Origin of the sequence: Stenotrophomonas sp. CASM101 (assembly GCF_049384845.1) — a bacterium.
GTDB lineage: Bacteria > Pseudomonadota > Gammaproteobacteria > Xanthomonadales > Xanthomonadaceae > Stenotrophomonas > Stenotrophomonas hibiscicola.
Window position 1 is genome coordinate 334,671 of sequence record NZ_JBMRFR010000002.1, and the last position, 18,214, is coordinate 352,884.

The following is an 18,214-nucleotide window of genomic DNA, read 5'->3' on the forward strand; positions in this document are numbered from 1 at the left end:
ACATAAAAAGGAACGGCGGCGGATCAGTTGCGCTGACCGCCGTAGGACGTATCGAACTGGCTGTTGCCGGCAAAGGTTGCGATGCCGGTCACCGCACTGGCACCGGCGCCGAAGAACTGGCCGCTGCTGGTACCGATGATCGAACCATTGGCGATGGCCGAACCGCTGAACGCACCGGTGGCGCGATCCAGCGTGCCGCTCGCGGCGAGCCTGTATCCGGTCCCGACCAGGCCGGCGGTGACGGTGCCGGTATCGAAATTCGCCCGCAGTGCGCCTTCCAGCACGCCGCTGCCATCAAAGCGGTTGATGCCAGCCAAGGTGTAGGTCACGATGCCTGCTGGCAGCGAAGTACCGGCACGGTCACCGACGAAGAACACCTGGCGGTGATTGAAGCCCGCCTGCGCGCCGCTGGATGACCATTCACCGAACCAGACATCTGCATTGCCCACCTGCACGAAGCTGAAGTGGCCCACGCCAGCGGTGGCGAACGGCAGGCCTGCGTCCGGGCCCAGCGTGCGGACCGTGGTTGCGCCACGCACCACCGTGGTGGCGTACGGCACAAGGCTGGCCACGTCCACTCGCGCCGCGTTGGCATACGGCCCCAACGAAATGCCTGCGCGACCGGAACGGTGCGGACCGGCATTGAGTGTCGATTCGCCTGCGTTGATGTAATGGACGCCGTCCTGGGCCGGGCTCTGCCCGCCAGCGATGTCGGCAGCCATGACCGGCATGGAAGCCAGCAGGCCGATCGAAAGTACAAGGGTGCGGGGCTGTTTCACGGTTGATTCTCCCTGTCGAATGCGGACTCAGAAGCGCGCGGTGATGCCAAGCTTGATCGTGCGGCCCGGTGCCGGAAGCGTTGAGCGTGTTGCCGGGTCGACGTAATAGCGGTTGCCGAGATTGCTGCCGACCAGCTCGACGCTGGCGTGCTGGTTGAAGCGCCAGCGGGCGTAGGCATCCACCGTGGTGATGTTTCCCCAGGTGAAGGGCACGTTCTGCCAGAGCAGGCTGCTGCCCCCGGCGATCAGGCGGTCGCGGTAGGCCTGCAGGTCCGGATTGTCGTGCCGCTGGTAGTGCACGATGCGGCTGCCCAGCTCCAGGCGCTCATCGAACAGGCGGGTGCCGAGTGACCAGTTCACCGACAGCTTCGGCGTGGCCTGGGTCAGCAGATAGCCGCTGACGAAGCCATCCTGGACGCAGTTGGGGACCCGCCCCTGGTCCGCATCCAGCCGTACCGCCGAGCTTTCATCGCAGACTTCGTTTTCAAGGATGCGGCTGATGCCCAGATCGGTGAAGAAGCGCCGGTTGTCGAAGCGCGCCTGCAGCTCGATGCCGCGGATGGTCTGCTTGTCGATGTTGTCGAACATGAAGTACGCATCACGCTCGATGACATTGCGGGTCTTGTGCACGTAGTAGGCCAGCTTGACGTCGGCATCGGCGGTGTTGCCGAACAGCCCGGAAAGGTTGTGCACGTACCCCAGCTCGTAGTTGTAGGCATGCTCCGGCTTGAGTGGATACAGCGGATTGAGGCTGCTGGAGAACGCAATGGTGCTTTCGAACATGCTGGGGAAGCGCACCGCCTCGCTGTAGCGCAGATAGGCACGAGCGGCCGGCGAGAAACGCACCGTCGCCGAGAACGTCGGCAACCAGGCGTGATCGCGGTGCCGTTCGTTGCGCCCGGCCACCGACTGCATCGCCCCGCCCCCGATCCTGCAGCGGATGTCGGTGCCGAGGACCATCGGCAGCAGCCCGGGGATGGCGGCGACCTGGCCGTTGAGGCAGGGATTGGTGGCTCGGCTGTAGTTACCGTTTGCATCGGGCAACCAGGGAATGCCGTGCTGGACCTCCCTGGGTGTCTCGTACTTGCGCAGCAGGTCGGCCAGCGACTGATCGACGATCCAGCCCATGCCGATGCTGTCCCAGAATTCCCGCTCACTCTCGAGTGCGTCGATCTCGCCCTGCAGGCTGTCCGGCCGCGGCGGCAGTTCATTCACCCGGTACTGCGCTTCGCGCGGCACGATCGAGGTCGTCTGCAGTTCCGGGTGGGCCTGCAGGAAGTCGTCGAACGCCCAGTAACGGCTGTAACGCACGCCGGCATTGAGGGTCAGGAAGTCGACCGGACGCCATTCCAGAGTGAGGTAGCCCTCGCCCTCCTGGCGACGGCCGGCACGCGGGTACATGCGCCAGCCGTCGGACGGGCCGAAAAACGGGTCGCGCGAACCGAGCTTCTCGTATTGCCAGTTGCCGCCCACGGTCAGGTCCAGGGTCGAATGCAGCGCGAAGCGGTTGCTCAGGGTCAGGCCGGTCCGGTCGTTGCGCGCATTGGCCAGCGCGGTGTTGCGCAGAATCGGGCTGGCGCCGGCATTCCAGTCCGGATTGCCCGGGGCGAAGTTCGGAAAGCCGCCTGCGGTGTAGGTATCGCTGTCCGTCTCTGTGCGCCACAGGTTGGCGTAGAGGTCCAGCCAGCGGCTGCCGGCCGGCTGGAAGCGGTACTCCAGGTTCCAGGCATCGGACGCAACCCGGCTGAGCGGCCACTGGATGCGCCCATAGTCCGGTGCCGACAGGATGCGCGACGGCATGATCTCGCCATAGTGCGACAGCGTTCGCCGCCAGGTCGCCTTCAACTGCTGGTCATCGTTGATCTGCCAGCTGCCCTTGACCAGCCAGGACTCCTGTTCGCTGGAAGTGTTGGGCACTTCATCGCCGGGCTTGAAGTAGCGCGCCAGCGTGGTGATGTAGTCGATGCCCTGGTACTCGAACTGCTCGCGCCGGTCCTGGTCGTAGTAGGCGTTGCCCCGGGTCCCGGAGAAGTAGTTGCCGCGCTTGCGCCAGGCGTAGGCGGCCATCAGGTCGACGTTGTCGCCACGCACGCCCAGCGCAAGGCGCCAGGCCTGATCCTCGCCATCCAAGGGGGTGTTGCCACTGCGCGACTTCACCGGCACCACCAGGGTGCGGTCGTCGTAGGGCGAGTTCGGCGAGCCCTGCGGGAACCCCGGCACGGTGCGGTAATCCTCGCCGGTGTGCAGCCGCGGCAGGCGTGGCGCCACCGCATTGCTGCTGCCTTCGATCTTCAGCTCCCCGCCGAAGCGCTCACCCGTTTCCACGATGTCATCGACGTCGATGGTCTTGATCACCAGCGCGCCACCGATCCCGCTGTGCACATCGCGCACCAGCCCTGGCCCCTTGATGACCTGGATGCCACCCATCAGGTTGGGATCGATGTAATTGCGGTTGCTGACGCCGTTGTAGCCGCGCCAGACCGTGAGCGCCTGTTCGCCACCGTCGATGCTGACCGGCACCCGTCCCGGGCCCTGGATGCCGCGGATGTTGATGTCCAGTGCGCCGCTGTTGCGCGCATCGCCACTGAACACACCGACCAGATCCTTGACCACGTCGGCCGGGTTGGAGCCGCGGTAGCGCTCCACCCGGTCGCGCCCCGAATACGCCGTGGTCAGGTCCAGCGCGAACACATCATCGTAGCCGCGCCGATCACGCGCCTCGCCCCCTTCCGACTGCAGGCGACCGGCCACGTCCAGAGTCTCGGTTACCCGCACCCCTTCCCCTTCACCCGCCTCCACTGCGGCCCGCAGGCTCCAGGTGCCGTCCATGCCGCGCTGTGCGCGCACGCCACTCCCGCGCAACAGCTGCTGCAGCGCCTGCATCTGGCTGTACTCGCCTTTCACCGCACTGGAGCGGCGGCCCTCCACCAGGTCACTGCGGAACACCACCTGCACATCGGCCTGGCGGCCAAAGGCACGCACAGCGTCGGCCAGGGGCTGTTCCGGAATCGTGTACTGGCGCAACGGCGCGACGACCGCCGGTTGCGCCTGCACGGCCGGCACCCAGGCCAGCGGCAGCAATGCGGTGGAGATGGCAAGAGCCAGGACGGTGGCGCGACGATGACAGGCGGATGCCGTGGACGGCATGGACAGGAACTCCTCAAGCGTGGCGGAACCACGGGCACATCCGGTGCCGGTGGCATGTCTGGCTTGAGGAGAAACGGTGTTTCGCTCTGGCTATACCTCTATAGACAGGGCGATGTGGCGATTGCCCACGGTTTTTTCATGTTTTTTTTTATGCGACCGGTTCATCCGGGCATTGCGCGAGCCTCACCACACCACCAGCGCGCCGCCGGGCAAGCGCTGCACACGCAGCCCTGCCTGCGCGGCCACCGCATCGATGGCGGCCTCCGGTTGCTGCAGATGGAACAGACCACTGACCCGTAAGTCCGCGCCCTGCCCGCCCAGTACCCAGACCGGTGCACGACGGTAGCGCGCGAGATCAGCGATGGCCTGCGCGGCCGGCTGATCGTCGATCACTACCTCGCCACGCCGCCACGGCGCCATCGTCTCGAGATCTTCCAGCTGCACCGGCCGCAGCCAGCGACCGTCACGGAACACCCGTGCCTGCCCGGCATGAAGGCGCTGCACGCTGCCATCGCCCGGGCGCACATCGACCACGCCCTCGCTGACCTGAGTCACGACCGTGGTGTCCCGCATCGACACGCTGAAGGCGGTGCCGATGTCACGGATCTGGCCACCGCCGGCCTCGACCTGGAACGGTCGCTGTTCATGCACCACCTGGAACCAGGCCTGGCCGCGCAGCAGGCGCAGGTGCCGCCGCTGACCATCGAACTCAACCGCCAATGCGGTGCCCGCATCGAGTACGGCGGTGCTGCCGTCCTCCAGGTGCACCACGCGCGGTGCATCGCTGCTGCGCAGGTCACTGCGTGCCAGCAGCAACGCCTGCGGTGCGGCCGCGACCACCAGTACCACGGCGGCGGCACTGGCCAACAGCCACGGCAGGCGGCGGCGCGGTGCGATCGGGCGCAACCCTTCGCGATCAGCCGTCAGCCCAGGCAGCGCGGCCAGCACCTCCGGCCCGGCGGCATCCAAGCCTTGCCAGAAGGCCTGCTGCTGGCGCCAGGCCAGCGCATGGCAAGGGTCGGCCTGCAGCCAGCGCTGCAGGGTTCGTTGCTGACGTTCCGGCAGCGGGCCTGCACTGCACCGGATCACCCAGCGCAACGCCTGCCTGGCCTGACGCGGCGAGGGTTCGGACGTGGTCATGGTTGTGGCCTGCCGCACCACGAACGGGTGCGCCTTCCTGTTGTGACAACGGCGGGCGCGATCTGCCCACGGCAATCGCAGCTCATCAATGCACTCCCTGCTGATGCTGCTGGATCAACAGCGCCGCGCGCAGCACATTCTTGCCGACCAGGCTCTTGGAAATACCCAGCCTGGCGGCGATCTCGCGCTCGCTCAGGCCCAGGTAGCGGTTGAGCACGAAGCACTCACGCACCTGGGCCGGCAGCGCGAGGATGGTCTGGGTGATCTCGCGCAGCTGCGCCTGGTCCAGCGCCTGCGCCTCGCCATCGCGGCTGGCCTCGGCCATGTCGAGGGCGTACTCGGCCATCGCACGCCGCTCGCGGGCGTCGGACTGGCTGCGGTTGAGCGCGTGGTGGTAGGCCATCCGGTACAGATAGCCGCGCGGCTCGAGGATGGGCGGATCGCCGGGCACGCTGCTGGCCTTCAGGTACAGGTTCTGCAGGGTGTCCTCGGTACTGGCCGGGTCGAGATAGCGCGCGATGAAGCGAGACAACGCACGGCGCTCGCGGATCAGCAGCTCGACCAGCGCCAGGGCATTGGGAGACATAGGTGCCAAGGCCGGACCGGGGAATGATGGGCGTGATGGCGACGGTCCGGACGTGGATTGTGGGCTGCGCAGCCGCAGGCGGCAAGCCGCACCCCAAACCATCATCCACGCATGGCAGGTTCAGTAGATCCACGCCATGCGTGGATGGAAGACCTAGGGCTCGTCCAACGCATCGAAACGCTCGGCGAGGTAGTCGATCAACGCACGCACCGCTGGCAGCAGCCCCCGCCGCGACGGGAACACCGCATGCACGATGCCGTGCCTCGGCACCCACTCCTGCAGCACCGGCACCAGCGCGCCACTGGCCAACTCATCGGTGATCATCATCCGCGGCAGCATCAGCAGGCCCACCCCGGCCACCGCGGCGGTGCGCAGCGCGATCATGTCATCGCTGACCAGCCGCGGGCGATGGTGCACGCTGGCCAGCACATCGTCCGGCCCGGTGTATTCCCAGACATGCTGCTGGCTGGGCGATGCCAGATCGACGGTCGGCATCATCGCCAGATCGGCCGGCACCTGCGGCGCGCCCAGACGCTGCAACAGCGCCGGGCTGGCACTTGTGCACCAGACCCGGCGCGCCAGCACGCGTACCACCAGGTCACTGTCCTCCAGCGGCGGCGGTCGCACGCGGATCGCCACGTCCACACCCTCGCCCACCACGTCGACGCGCCGGTTGGTGGCCTCCAGCTGCACCGTGACCTGCGGGTGCAGGGCGAGGAAATCGGCCAACATCGTGCCGATGCGTGCATGCAGGATCGCGATCGGGCACGCCAGGCGGATCGTGCCGCGCGGCTCGGCGCGTGACATCGCAATGGCTTCTTCGGCCGCTTCGGCCTCGACCAGCATGGCCTTGCAATGGCGGTAATAGTCCTGGCCGACGTCAGTGACCGAGAAGCGTCGCGTCGAACGCTGGATCAGGCGCACGCCCAACCGTTCTTCCAGCAGCGCGATGCGCCGGCTCAGTTTCGACTTCGGCATGGCCAGCGCCCGGCCGGCCTGCGAGAAGCCGCCGTGCTCGACCACCCTGGCGAAGTAGAACAGATCGTTGAGGTCACAACGGCGGATATCTGCGATGAACACGGGACGATCTCCTGCGGCTCATGGCCTGCGACCATTGTTCCCCAGATAGGACTATGACGGCAAATATTGGCGTCTACTGGCCCCATTGTCGCGGCGATATCGTCTTCGCAACGAACAACAGCGGCCGGCAGCCCCGGCCAGGAGATCGCCATGAAGCGTGTCACCGGTACCTACAGCGCCCCCCGCCCGCACTGGGTGGGCGACGGATTCCCCGCCCGTTCGATGTTTTCCTACAACACCCACGGCCAGCACCTGAGCCCGTTCCTGCTGCTGGACTATGCCGGCCCCTACACCTTCGCTCCCAGCGATACCCCGCGTGGCGTTGGCCAGCATCCGCATCGCGGTTTCGAGACCGTCACCATCGTCTATGAAGGTGAGGTCGCCCACCGCGATTCAACCGGGGCCGGCGGCACCATCGGCCCGGGTGACGTGCAGTGGATGACCGCTGCCTCCGGCATCCTCCACGAGGAATTCCACACGCCGGAATTCAGCAAACGCGGCGGCACGCTGGACATGGTCCAGCTGTGGGTGAACCTGCCGGCACGCGACAAGATGGGGTTACCGGGCTACCAGACCCTGCTCGACGCACAGATTCCCTCGGTGGATCTGCCCGATGGCGCCGGCCGCGTGCGTGTCATCGCCGGCCGCTTCGACGGTCATGCCGGCCCGGCGCGTACCCACACGCCGATGGATGTCTGGGACATCCGCCTGCGGCAGGGCCACCACGCCGAACTGCCGGTGGCCGATGGCCGCACGCTGGCGCTGGTGGTGCTGAAGGGCTCGGTGCGGATCAACGGCGGCCAGCCGGTCGGCGAGGCACAGCTGGTCACCTTCGACCGCAGCGGCGAGGACGTGTTCGTCGACGCCGACAGCGACGCCACCGTGCTGCTGCTCAGCGGTGAACCGATCGACGAGCCGGTGGTGGGCTATGGCCCGTTCGTGATGAACAGCCAGGCCGAGATCGCGCAGGCGGTCAACGACTTCAACAGCGGCCGCTTCGGCCAGATCGCGCACTGATCGTTTTAATGCTGCGGTATTGGCCCGCCGCACCTTCCGGGCTATCGCCCACCTTCTCCAGGAGACTGACCATGAGTACCCCCGCCAACTTCAACGGTGCCCGCCCGGTGATCGATCCGGACAACGCCGCGATGCTGCTGATCGACCATCAGAGCGGCCTGTTCCAGACCATCGGTGACATGCCGTTCACCAGCGTGCGCGCCCACGCCACCGCACTGGCCAGGATGGCCACGCTGGCAAAGATGCCGGTGATCACCACCGCCTCTGTTCCGCAGGGCCCGAACGGCCCGCTGATCCCGGAGATCCACGACGCAGCCCCGCATGCCCAGTACGTGGCACGCAAGGGTGAGATCAACGCTTGGGACAACCCGGAATTCGTTGCCGCAGTGAAGGCCACCGGCCGCAAGCAGCTGATCATTGCCGGCACCATCACCAGCGTGTGCATGGCCTTCCCGTCAATCGCCGCCGTTGCCGATGGCTACCAGGTGTTCGCAGTCATCGATGCGTCCGGCACCTATTCGAAGATGGCCGAGGAGATCACCCTGGCCCGCGTGGTGCAGGCCGGCGTGGTACCGATGGACACCGCCGCAGTGGCCTCGGAGATCCAGCGCACCTGGAACCGCGACGATGCCCAGCAATGGGCCGAGGTCTACACGAAGATCTTCCCGAACTACCAGTTGCTGATCGAAAGCTACCTGAAGGCGCAGGAGGTGCAGAAGAGCCACGAACCGTTGGATTCTCAACGCAGCTGAGCTGTCCCGGTGCCGGCCGACCGCCGGCACTTCCCCGAACCAGGAGACCCATCATGTCCAGTGAACCGATCCGCGACCCGGTCAGCGACCACCTGCTGACCCCGCAGAATTCCGCCTTCATCATCATCGACTACCAGCCGGTGCAGGTGAACTCCATCGCCTCGATGGACCGCCAGCTGCTGGTCAACAACATCGTCGGCACCGCCAAGGCCGCAGTGGCTTACGGTCTGCCGATCGTGCATTCGACGGTCAACGTCAAGACCGGCCTGAACAAGCCGCCGATTCCACAGCTGCGCAAGGTGCTGGGCGACTACCCCACCTACGACCGCACCACCATCAATTCCTGGGAGGACGTCGAGTTCCGCAAGGCGGTGGAAGCCACCGGCCGCCGCAAGCTGATCATGACCGCGCTGTGGACCGAGGCCTGCCTGACCTTCCCGGCGCTGGATGCGTTGAAGGAAGGTTATGAGGTGTATGTGGTGGTCGACGCCGTCGGCGGTACCTCGCTGGCCGCGCACGATGCCGCGCTGCGCCGAATCGAACAGGCCGGTGGCCAATTGATCAGCGTGCCGCAGCTGTTCTGCGAGCTGCAGCGCGACTGGGCACGTTCGGAAACGGTGCCGGCCTTCATGAACCTCTTCATTGAAACCGGCGGTACGGCGGGCATCCAGTTCTCGTACGATCGTACCGAGTGATTGGGTGGCGGCGCCGGTCCCGGCTGGCGCCGCCTTTTGGAGCAGTCGAGCATGGCTCGACGCCACAGACAGATGGAGAACGTGATGGCCTACGCACGTATTGTTTCGACCGCCGACAACTACCTGCACCACATCAGCAACGGCACATTCGATGTGGATGCGGACGAGCCTGCCTCGCTGGGCGGCCAGGGCAAGGGCTTCGCACCGTTCGACCTGTACCTGGCCTCGCTGGCGGCGTGCACCGCCATCACCCTGCGCATGTATGCGCAGCGCAAGGGCTGGGAACTGGGCGAGTTCCATGCCGAGCTGCGCTCGGAACGTGACGCGGATGGTCGCTTCCATGTGCACCGCGTGCTGCATGCCAGCGCCGCGCTGAGCGATGCGCAGTGGCAGCGGTTGCTGGAGGTGGTGGAAAAGACCCCGGTGACCCTGGTGATGCGCGAAGGTGCGCGCATCACCAGTGAGCGTGGGGCTGCAGCGTAGCCCCATCCACGCATGGCGTGGATCTACAGACGACGCTCGCCGGGCATGGCCCGGCGCTACCGGAGCGGCGCGGGGCCATCGGGTAGCGCCGGGCCATGCCCGGCGGCCGCTCAGCGCCGTGAATGCAGCACGGTGCGCTGGCGCATCGCATTGAATTCCTGCTCCACCTGCTGGATATCCTCGGCCTGGAACCCGGCCGCGTCCAACAGCTGGCCGGCGGCGGCCGCCGCCAGCGGATCGTCGTCACGCTGGCGCCAGCAGCGCGCCGGCAGGAAGTAACCCACTTCGCTGCGCCCGCGCATGATCACCACCGGCCGGCCTGCATACAGCAGGAACTCCGCCAAGTGCTGGCGCAGCCCCTCCACCGAGACATAGGCCGGCCCGATGCCCAGCGATCGACTGGACGGTTCGGAACTTTCAAACAGCTTGCGACGGCTCATCCACTCCTCCTTATGTGCAACGCGTGGTCTCCTTTCCCTAGACGGGCGCATCACTGCGCCCCCGCCACGCACTACGTGATCCACATCACGCCGTCACTCAGAACCCGGAATTGAACTCCAGCTGGAACACGTCGATCGACAGTGGAGCACCGGACACTTCCTTGGCCGCCATCCACTTGCCGCTGATCCAGCTGCGCGCGTCCAGCGCGTAGGCGCCGCCCACGTAGTAGCCGCGGGCGTTGGTGCCACCGAGGTGGAAGTTCGGGTCGTTGTAGGCATCGGGCAGCGCATCGGCCTCGATGCGCTTGTAGCCCAGCAGCGCCTGCCACTGGCCCTTCTCCTTCAGGTCAGTGGCGCCGAAGGTGGCCTGCACCATCCAGGCGGTGTCGCCACTGCGGAAGGTATCGATGCTGGCGGCGCCACCGGCACCGTAGTTGTTGACGATGCCGTTGTTGGCGCGGCTGAACATGGCCTGCTTGTCGTAGGCCAGGTTGCGGATGTAGTCGCCATCCAGGCGCAGGCCAATGCCCTGGGCCAGCTGCGTATCCCAGCGCAGGTTGAGCGTGGCCAGGCGGAATGCCGAGGCCAGGCCGACATACTGCGGGGTCGGCGTGTTGGCCGGGTCCAGCGGATTGCGCGCGATGTCGCGGATCAGCATCAGGGTATTGCCCTTCTGCATGAACGCTGGGCGCGACCAGTCGGTATCGCAGCCCACCGCGCCCGCATACAGCGCGCACGGCGAGGACAGGCGGCCGCTGATGTTCTTGAAATCGTAGTAGCCCAGTGCGGCACGCAGCGCATTGTCGTCGTTGAAGCGCCAGTTCATGCCGACCTGTGCACCGGACAGCCACTTGTTCTCGTTCGGGGTCTTGACCCGGCTCTGGCTGGGCGCGCTGTCGGAGGTGTACTCCAGCGGTACCACGGCCAGGTTGGCGAACAGGCCGAGGTCACCACCGTCAAAGTCATACTGCAGGTTGGCGGCCAGGCCGTCGAAGTTCAGGTCGTTGGAGAACAGCGTATCGCTGGTCCAGAACGGATTGCCGAAGCGGCCGCCGCGCACCGTCACCCAGTCGGCCGGACTGTAGGCCAGCCAGGCCTGGTCCAGCCACACGTCCTTCTTGCTCAGGCCACCGCCCAGCTGCTCGGTGGTCGACACCGGGCCATTGCTGCTGCCGCTGGCCAGGCGCACGCCGGCCGTGGTGTGCTGGCCGATGGTGGCCTCGATGCCCAGGCGGGCGCGGATGCGCCACAGGTTGCGGCGGTCCTGGCGGGTGTTCAGCAGCGGCGGCAGCTGCAGGTTGGTGTTGGTGTTGGTGTCGAAGCCGTTGCCGGAATTGATCGACGACCAGTTGCTCACGATGTCGCTGTTGCGCTCGGAATAGAAGCGCGACTCGCTGCGCACGCGCATGTCACCGGTCACCTTGATGCGCCTGGTCCACTCAGCCACTTCGTTCGGTGCCGCCCAGCCTTCCGACCTGGCCTGCGCCATCACGTCCTGCCGTACTTCGTCACGAATGCCGTCGCGCACGCTCTGCGGCACGTAGGGCACGCGCACGTCGCCGGCCTCCAGGGCCACGCCACCGCTGGCGGCCGAAGGTACGGTGGTCCCGGTGCGCGACGCGGCCGCTGCTTCAGCCTCGGCCTGCACCAACAATGCCTGGCCGTCTTCGGGCTTCAGCGCGCCACTGGCGATCAGGCCCTTGATCAGCTTGACCATGGTGGTTTCTGCGGCCATCGCACCGGCCGGGGCGGCCAGGCTGAGCAGCACGGCGCAGCACAGCAGCGCCCGTCGGGCCGGCCGCGAGCAGCGGGAGTCGGTTCGTGCGCGGTCGTGGTCGTTCATCACGGTTCTCATCCAAAGAAGGGAAATCACGGAAGTCGGGAATCAGGCCCCGGGCCGGCGGCCCTGGATCAGCACGCGGGCGGGGAAATCGAGCGACGGCGGCGGTGCCTGGTCGACCTTGCCGATGCGTCGCAGCGCATCGAGCACGGCCGCGTCGGCCTCCCCGTTGCCACTGCCGCGCACCAGCTCGACCTTTTCCAGGCGGCCATCGTTGGACAGCCACACATTCACCTGCAGCTGGAACGCCAGGCGCTTGACCTTGTCGTCGCGCGAGATCGCCTGCTGCATCAGGTAGCCGAGGTAGCGCCCGTAGGTGGCATTGCCGGCACCACCGCGGCCGACGCCGGACGAGCCGCCGCCACTGCCGGACTGGATACCGAAGTTGTCACCGCCGGCCTGCGCATCAGCATTCATCGTCACCGGGTCGGCGTTGTCCGGCGTTGGCGTTGGCTCTTCAGCCGGCGTTGGTGGATCCAGAGGTTCCGGCTCTGGCATCGCTTCTTCCGGCGGCGTCTCCGGTTCCGGTGGCTTTTCCGGCGGCGGTGGCGGCGGCGGCGGGGGTGGTGGCAGCGCCAGCATCGGCGGCTGCACCACCGGCCTGCGGGTGCTGGCGGTGTCCTTGAACAGCATCCACCACACGGCGATGCCGAGCACCAGCAAAGCGGCCAGCACCAACGCGAAGGTCACCAGCAACTGGCGACCGCGCATGCCGGGCTCCGGCCGAGGGGGTTGATGGGCCGTCATGCCTCAGCCCTGCGCCTTGCCGGTGACCAGGCCAACCTGGGCCAGCTCCAGCCGCCGCAGCAGGTCCAGCACCTCGACCACACGGGCGTACTGCACCTGCGCGTCACCGCGCACGATCACCGGGAAATCCGGGGTGGTCGCGCGCTCGGTGCGCAGGCGATCTTCCAGCTCGGCCATCGTCACCGGATAGGCATCCAGGAACACCTGACCACTGGGGTCGATGGTGATCGCCTTGGTCTTCGGCTTCTCCAGTGCGACGCTGTTGCTGGCCTTCGGCAGGTTGACCTCGATGCCGGGGATGGAGGCGTTGCTGGTCAGGATGAAGATCACCAGCACCACCAGCAGCACGTCGACGAAGGGCGTTACGTTGATGCCCTTCTCGCGCTTCTTGATGCCGAACTTCGCCTTCTGGCCCATGGCGCGCCCCTCAGCCCTGGACCGCGGCCGGGCCGCGCCCGTCCTGCTCTTCGGCCAGGCGCGCGGCGAACTCGTCGATGAACACCGCCATGTCGGCGCCGATCGCCTCGGCACGTGCACCCAGGTAGTTGTAGCCGAACAGCGCGGGAATCGCGACGCCGAGGCCGGCTGCGGTACACAGCAGCGCCGCGGCCATGCCCGGTGCCACCGAATTGATGTCCACCGCGCCGGCCATCGCCGCCACCACGAACACCAGCATGATGCCGATCACGGTACCGAACAGGCCCACGTACGGCGCGCCTTCGATGGTGGTCGACAGCCAGTTCATGCGCCGTGCCATCGCTTCCTGCTCGCGCACCATCACCGCATCCATCGAGGCGCGGATCGCTGCGATGGTGGCGCCACTGAGGTAACCGCTGTTGCCATCGCGCTGGTGGCGCTGCTGCATTTCATCGATGGCCACCTGGTAGATCCGCCACAGCGAACCGTCGTGCATCGCGGTCGGCGCCTTGCCCTGGCGGTCCATGTCGGACAGCGTGCGCAGCGGCACGCCGGACAACTTGCCGAAGCTCTCGGTGAACACCGCGTTGGCCTTGCTGGTGCGGCCGAAGTGGCGCCCCTTGGCGATCATGATCGCCCACGACAGCAGCATCATCAGGCCGAGGATCGCCACCACCACCCAGGCGTCGAACGGCATTGCCTTGAGGATGAAGGCGAAGTGGCTCTGACCGGCGGACTGCTCGTCGGCACCGTAGCTGATCAGGCGCGAATCGGCGCCCTGTGCGGTGGCATCGGCCAGCAGCAGTGCCGCCGGTCGTGCTACGCGCGAGATACGCAGCTCATCCAGTGCGCCCTCGAAATTGGCCAGCGGCTGCACCGCGCCCGGCGCATCAGCGCCCACCACCGGCGCGGTGGTCAGCGCCGGCAGCTCGCCGCTCAGCTGGGCGACCACGCGGCCATTGAGGTACAACTGCAGTGCGCCCTTCTCCGCAGTCAGCGCCACATGCGCCCACTGCCCTTCCGGAATCGGCTGCGCCGGCGTGCTGCGCTGGCCATTGAGCTGCACGAACGGCACCCGGTTTTCGATGCCCAGCACCAGTTCGGACGCACCGTCGCGACGGGCGTAGATCGCCTGTGCAGCGTTGTTGCTGCCTGGCTTGATCCAGGCCGAAACAGTGAGCGGCGCGCCCGCCTCCTGCGCAAGCGATGCGCTGGCCGGCAGCGGCAGCGGGGCTGCACCCAACTGAACGCCGCGGCCGATCACCGAGCCTTCCGATGGCGGCACCACGGCACCGGCATTGTTGCCATAAGCGGTGGTGTCGCGTGCCGGCGCATTGGCCTCGGCGAAGTGGTAGACCAGCGTATAGTCCGGATCGAACACCTGCTGGCCGTTGCCGCTGGCGGGGGCCTTTTCATTGCCGTAGTACATCCAGATCGTCTGCGGTGCCGCAGCGCTGACCGCCGGCACGTCCACCCAGACCAGCGCCAGGCCCAGCTTGGGATCGAACTGTTCGATCTGGTGGGCCAGCACGGTGCGGCCATCACCCGAGACAAAGCGCAGGTCGTTGCCCGCATCCTGGGTGCCGTCGAAGCCGAAGTTTCCGGTATGCAGGCGCAGCAGCAGCGGCGTGCGACCCGGGTCACCGGCCAGGCCCGCGCCCTGCGGGCCGGCGTCGACAGTGATCGGCTTGCGGTACTTCCATTCGGCCTGCCACCAATTGGCATCGGCCGCAGCGGCCGGCAGCGCAACCAGCGCGGCCAGCAGCAACAACACTCGGGAAAGCAAACGGTCCATGCGAAGGGTCTCCGGAGAACGCATGTTCAAGGGAAGGTTCAGTAGCTGGTGCTGATGTTGAAATGCAGGCGCGGGTCGTCCTTGCGCGTGACCGGGCCATCGGCATAAGGCCAGGCGTAGTCCAGGCGCAGTTGCAGGTGTTCACCCAGGCGCAGCTGCGCGCCCAGGCCGACCGAGGCCAGGTTGTACTTGTCACGCTGCTCGGGCAGCGGCTGGCGCAGGCGCAGGTAGGCCGCGTCGGCAAAGCTGTAGACACGCAGGTCGGTGCCGCTCCACAGCGACCACGCCGGGGTGCGCCATTCCAGGCTGGCCAGGCCGCCGTAGTCGCCGATCGCCTCGGCCGACAGGTAGCCACGCACGGTGTACATGCCGCCAGCAGCGAACTGCTCGGCCGACACCAGTGGCGCATCGGTTACCTGCAGCGAGCCACGCGCATACCACTGCCAGTCACTGCTGAAGGTGTGGGTGTTGGCCACGTCGGCCTTGAAGGCGACGAAGCTCGGATCGGCCCAGTAGCGCTTCTGGCCGAAGGCGGTGGCGTCACTGCCATAGCCGAACAGGCGGCGGGTACCGGCCACCAGCTGGGTGTTGATGCTCAACTGATCCCGCTCGCCCTGGCGCACACCGACAAACCCCAGGGTGATCGGCGCGTACTTCAGCGGCGTCTTCAGGCTCTCCTTGCCCATCTGCGTGTCTTCCTCGGTGTCCTTGAAGTCCACGCCGAGGCTGAGCTGGCGCCACCACTGGCTGCTGCCGGCCAGTCGATAGTTGAGCTTGAGACCGATCGAATGGCCGTTGCCGACCACATTGGTTCCGGTGCCGGTACCGACCTGCCCGCCCGCGTTCAGCACACGGCTGTCGGACTTGTAGCCAGACGCTTCCAGGCTCCATGGGGTACCTTCAAACGGCATCGTGTACGAGGCCGAGAACACCTTGGCCTGTTTGGTGTCTTCCGGTGCCAGGTACACGCCGATGTTGGCGCTGTGCCCGCGCTTCCACAGGTTGTCGTAGGCCAGCGATGCACTCAGGCGCAGCTTCTCGGTGTCGGCGCTGTGGTCGTTGTTGAGTGACGCGCTGGCACGCCACGGCGACTTTTCTTCGACCTGCAGGTCCACATCCATCGTGCCCGGCACCTGGCCTTCGCGCACCAGCGGCATCACCTGGCGACGCCCGCCCTCATTCAGCGCGGTCAGTTCTTTCTGGGCCTGGTCGAAGTCCGGCACCTTGCCTTCCGCCAGCGCTGGTACGCGTTCGCGGATGCGCTCGGGCGATTCGTGCTTCGTTCCCACGACCCGCAGCTGGCCGATCGGTGTCTGCTGTACCTTCAGCAGTACCACGCCACCGCTGACCTGCTGCTCGGGCAACTCCACGTAGACCGACTGGTAGCCCGCCTGCTGGTACAGCGCATTGACTGCATCGCGTGCCTTCTCGACATCGGCCAGAGTCTTTCCCGGGCCGAGGAACGGCTCCACCGCGCGCTCGATCTGGCGCGGATCGAGCACGGTGTTGCCGCGCACGATGTATTCATTGATGTTCACGCTGGGCGCAGGCCCCGCCTCCTGCGCGAACAGCGGCAGCGGCAGCGCCGCCAGGGCCAGCACCAGTGGATGCAGGCGCAGCGGAAGGCGGACGGCTCGGCACGGAACAGGAGTCATCGAAGGCATCGCGTCGTATCGAAGGAAATGGCCATGGAGCGGCGCGTGGGTCTACCAACAGGACGTGCACGTCGCGTCAAAACCGCCAACAGTTTTGTGACAGCACTGTCATCTTTTGACGGCAGCGCAATGCACGCAGGCGGACCCTGCCCTCTCCACACGTCTTCATTGCAGAACGTCGATTGCCGCGGGAGATTCGAGATGCGTGAATCATTGATGGCGGAACTGCGCGCTGCCCTCACCCTTGCGTTGCTGCTGGCGTTGGCCCCGGTGCGCGCCGACGAGGCGAAGAAGCAGGAAGACGCCGCGCCCTGCATCGAAGTACAGGTCAACGGCGAGCGCATTCCGGCCTGGGACTGCCTGCAGCGCAAACTTGCGCCGGCATCGAAAACGGCGAAATCACCGGCGCTACCGGAGGCCGAACGCCTGATGCGGCAGCCCGGCAACCAACTGATGCAGTACAACCTGGAAGGCACACGACAGCGCATGGGCGATGCGTTCGGGCGCTCGGTGGTGCCGCAGCGACCTGCGCGCTGAGCCAGCGCCTTTGTAGAGCCGAGCCCATGCTCGGCTGTCTTTGCATTCATCGGCGATGCTGCGCAGGCGCAGCCGAGCGTAGGCTCGGCTCTACGGTACCGCGGGCACGATGCCATCGCTCGGCACCGGCGGCAGCTCGGGCACCGGGAGGCTACGCGATTGCCCGGCCTGGTTCAGTTCCACCGCGCTGGCACTGATGCTGGCCAGCACCGTGCAGGGTCCGAGCCGTTGGCCGGGCGCATACGCTTCCGCCGGGCGTCCATCCACCGAGAGCAGGGCCAATGGCGCATGGTCACCGGCCATCACGCCCAGCACCACCACCTCGGTCTGCACTGCACCGGGGGACAGCAGCCGTACCAGCGGCAGGCTCGCCACTGCATCGAACATCGGCCGTACCGGCGCCACGGCCTTCGTCTCGCTGGCCGCGGCCGCTGGCGCCACGGCAGACAGGGTGACACTCCAATAGGCCACCACGGCCAGCAGCAGCGTCGCCGCCAGCAGGGTCAACATGCGATTGCGATCCCAGCGCCTGCCATCCATGTTCCGCACCACCGCCACGTTCGTGTCCGCCTACGCTAGCAGCTGTGGCTGACGCTTTTGTTTCATCATGCAGGCCTACGCTGGCAGGTGTCGACACGGACAGGAGGCAACGTCGATGCAGCGCGTGCAGCGTGGTTTCACCCTGCTGGAACTGATGGTGGTGCTGGTGATCATCGGCATCTGCACGGCCGGAATCGGGCTGGGCCTGGGCAGCCTGCTCGACCCGGGCCGGCAGCTGCGACAGGAAGCCGAGCGGTTGGCGCAGCGCCTGCAGGTGGCGCGCGATGAGGCGCGCATCGATGGCCGCCCCCTGCGTTGGCAGGCCGACGCCAACGGCTATCGTTTCAGCCGCCGCGAAGGCAGCGGTTGGGTGATCATTGAACGCGATGATCTGCTGCGACCGCAGAAGTGGCAGGCAACGGGTATCGCGGTGCAGCCCGCCAGCCCCATTGAGCTGAGCCCGGAGTGGATCGGTATCGCCTGGGAGCTTGCGTTGTCGCTGGATGGCCGCAAACTGCGTCTTCGTGATGATGGCAGCGGACAGTTGCAGGTCGTGCAGTGAAG

General features: G+C 66.7%; 18 protein-coding genes. 6 read left to right on the plus strand and 12 right to left on the minus strand.

The annotated features are described in order from the left end of the window. Positions 1–23: 23 nt before the first annotated feature. The 5 genes from VG543_RS05545 to VG543_RS05565 all read right to left on the minus strand — a co-directional run bounded on the left by VG543_RS05545 (position 24) and on the right by VG543_RS05565 (position 6,732). Complete coding sequence (locus tag VG543_RS05545; RefSeq protein WP_312544690.1) at positions 24–779, minus strand: hypothetical protein; 756 nt, start codon at positions 777–779, stop codon at positions 24–26. A gap of 27 nt (positions 780–806) precedes the next feature. Beyond that, on the minus strand, positions 807–3,926 hold the full coding sequence (locus VG543_RS05550) for a TonB-dependent receptor domain-containing protein (RefSeq protein ID WP_423178021.1): 3,120 nt from the start codon (positions 3,924–3,926) through the stop codon (positions 807–809). A gap of 183 nt (positions 3,927–4,109) precedes the next feature. Beyond that, the gene (locus tag VG543_RS05555; RefSeq protein ID WP_329841930.1) at positions 4,110–5,066 is read right to left on the minus strand and encodes a FecR family protein; all 957 of its coding nucleotides are present in this window, start codon (positions 5,064–5,066) and stop codon (positions 4,110–4,112) included. A gap of 85 nt (positions 5,067–5,151) precedes the next feature. Then, entirely contained in the window at positions 5,152–5,652 is a 501-nt protein-coding gene (locus tag VG543_RS05560) for an RNA polymerase sigma factor (RefSeq protein WP_134735440.1), read from the minus strand. Positions 5,653–5,805: 153 nt separating this feature from the next. Then, positions 5,806–6,732 carry a LysR family transcriptional regulator gene (locus VG543_RS05565; protein ID WP_329841932.1) on the minus strand — a complete coding sequence of 309 codons (927 nt, stop codon included), beginning with the start codon at positions 6,730–6,732 and terminating at the stop codon, positions 5,806–5,808. 150 nt (positions 6,733–6,882) lie between these two features. Between VG543_RS05565 and VG543_RS05570 the strand changes: the two genes are divergently transcribed. The 4 genes from VG543_RS05570 (at position 6,883) to VG543_RS05585 (ending at position 9,679) form a co-directional block, all read left to right on the plus strand. Then, positions 6,883–7,749, plus strand: a complete 867-nt coding sequence (locus tag VG543_RS05570; protein ID WP_021202288.1) for a pirin family protein — start codon at positions 6,883–6,885, stop codon at positions 7,747–7,749. A 71-nt stretch (positions 7,750–7,820) separates the two neighbouring features. Continuing rightward, the gene (locus tag VG543_RS05575) at positions 7,821–8,501 is read left to right on the plus strand and encodes a hydrolase (protein ID WP_312544683.1); all 681 of its coding nucleotides are present in this window, start codon (positions 7,821–7,823) and stop codon (positions 8,499–8,501) included. A 53-nt stretch (positions 8,502–8,554) separates the two neighbouring features. Then, entirely contained in the window at positions 8,555–9,196 is a 642-nt protein-coding gene (locus VG543_RS05580) for a hydrolase (protein ID WP_024956505.1), read from the plus strand. 84 nt (positions 9,197–9,280) lie between these two features. After that, complete coding sequence (locus tag VG543_RS05585; protein WP_021202286.1) at positions 9,281–9,679, plus strand: OsmC family protein; 399 nt, start codon at positions 9,281–9,283, stop codon at positions 9,677–9,679. 110 nt (positions 9,680–9,789) lie between these two features. Here VG543_RS05585 and VG543_RS05590 read toward each other — a convergent pair whose 3' ends face one another. The 6 genes from VG543_RS05590 to VG543_RS05615 all read right to left on the minus strand — a co-directional run bounded on the left by VG543_RS05590 (position 9,790) and on the right by VG543_RS05615 (position 16,573). Then, positions 9,790–10,119 carry a hypothetical protein gene (locus VG543_RS05590; protein WP_134735435.1) on the minus strand — a complete coding sequence of 110 codons (330 nt, stop codon included), beginning with the start codon at positions 10,117–10,119 and terminating at the stop codon, positions 9,790–9,792. 97 nt (positions 10,120–10,216) lie between these two features. Beyond that, positions 10,217–11,962 carry a putative porin gene (locus tag VG543_RS05595; RefSeq protein ID WP_423178022.1) on the minus strand — a complete coding sequence of 582 codons (1,746 nt, stop codon included), beginning with the start codon at positions 11,960–11,962 and terminating at the stop codon, positions 10,217–10,219. 42 nt (positions 11,963–12,004) lie between these two features. Next, positions 12,005–12,670 (minus strand): cell envelope integrity protein TolA, encoded by a 666-nt coding sequence (locus VG543_RS05600; protein ID WP_423178023.1) that lies wholly within the window; start codon positions 12,668–12,670, stop codon positions 12,005–12,007. Between the two features lie 39 nt (positions 12,671–12,709). Continuing rightward, positions 12,710–13,123, minus strand: coding sequence for an ExbD/TolR family protein (locus VG543_RS05605; protein ID WP_005409874.1), 414 nt, complete (start codon positions 13,121–13,123; stop codon positions 12,710–12,712). 10 nt (positions 13,124–13,133) lie between these two features. Beyond that, a complete protein-coding gene (locus VG543_RS05610; protein ID WP_180876738.1) occupies positions 13,134–14,918 on the minus strand; it encodes a DUF2341 domain-containing protein in 1,785 nt (594 codons plus the stop codon). Between the two features lie 38 nt (positions 14,919–14,956). Continuing rightward, the gene (locus tag VG543_RS05615) at positions 14,957–16,573 is read right to left on the minus strand and encodes a ShlB/FhaC/HecB family hemolysin secretion/activation protein (RefSeq protein WP_423178025.1); all 1,617 of its coding nucleotides are present in this window, start codon (positions 16,571–16,573) and stop codon (positions 14,957–14,959) included. Between the two features lie 201 nt (positions 16,574–16,774). Between VG543_RS05615 and VG543_RS05620 the strand changes: the two genes are divergently transcribed. Next, on the plus strand, positions 16,775–17,110 hold the full coding sequence (locus tag VG543_RS05620; protein ID WP_134735471.1) for a hypothetical protein: 336 nt from the start codon (positions 16,775–16,777) through the stop codon (positions 17,108–17,110). A gap of 90 nt (positions 17,111–17,200) precedes the next feature. On the opposite strand, the gene VG543_RS05625 is transcribed toward VG543_RS05620, so the two are convergent. Beyond that, the gene (locus VG543_RS05625; protein ID WP_423178026.1) at positions 17,201–17,650 is read right to left on the minus strand and encodes a hypothetical protein; all 450 of its coding nucleotides are present in this window, start codon (positions 17,648–17,650) and stop codon (positions 17,201–17,203) included. Between the two features lie 115 nt (positions 17,651–17,765). Here VG543_RS05625 and gspH point away from each other — a divergent pair, with 115 nt between their 5' ends. Beyond that, entirely contained in the window at positions 17,766–18,212 is a 447-nt protein-coding gene (gspH, locus tag VG543_RS05630; RefSeq protein ID WP_180876728.1) for a type II secretion system minor pseudopilin GspH, read from the plus strand. The last annotated feature ends 2 nt before the right edge of the window (positions 18,213–18,214 follow it).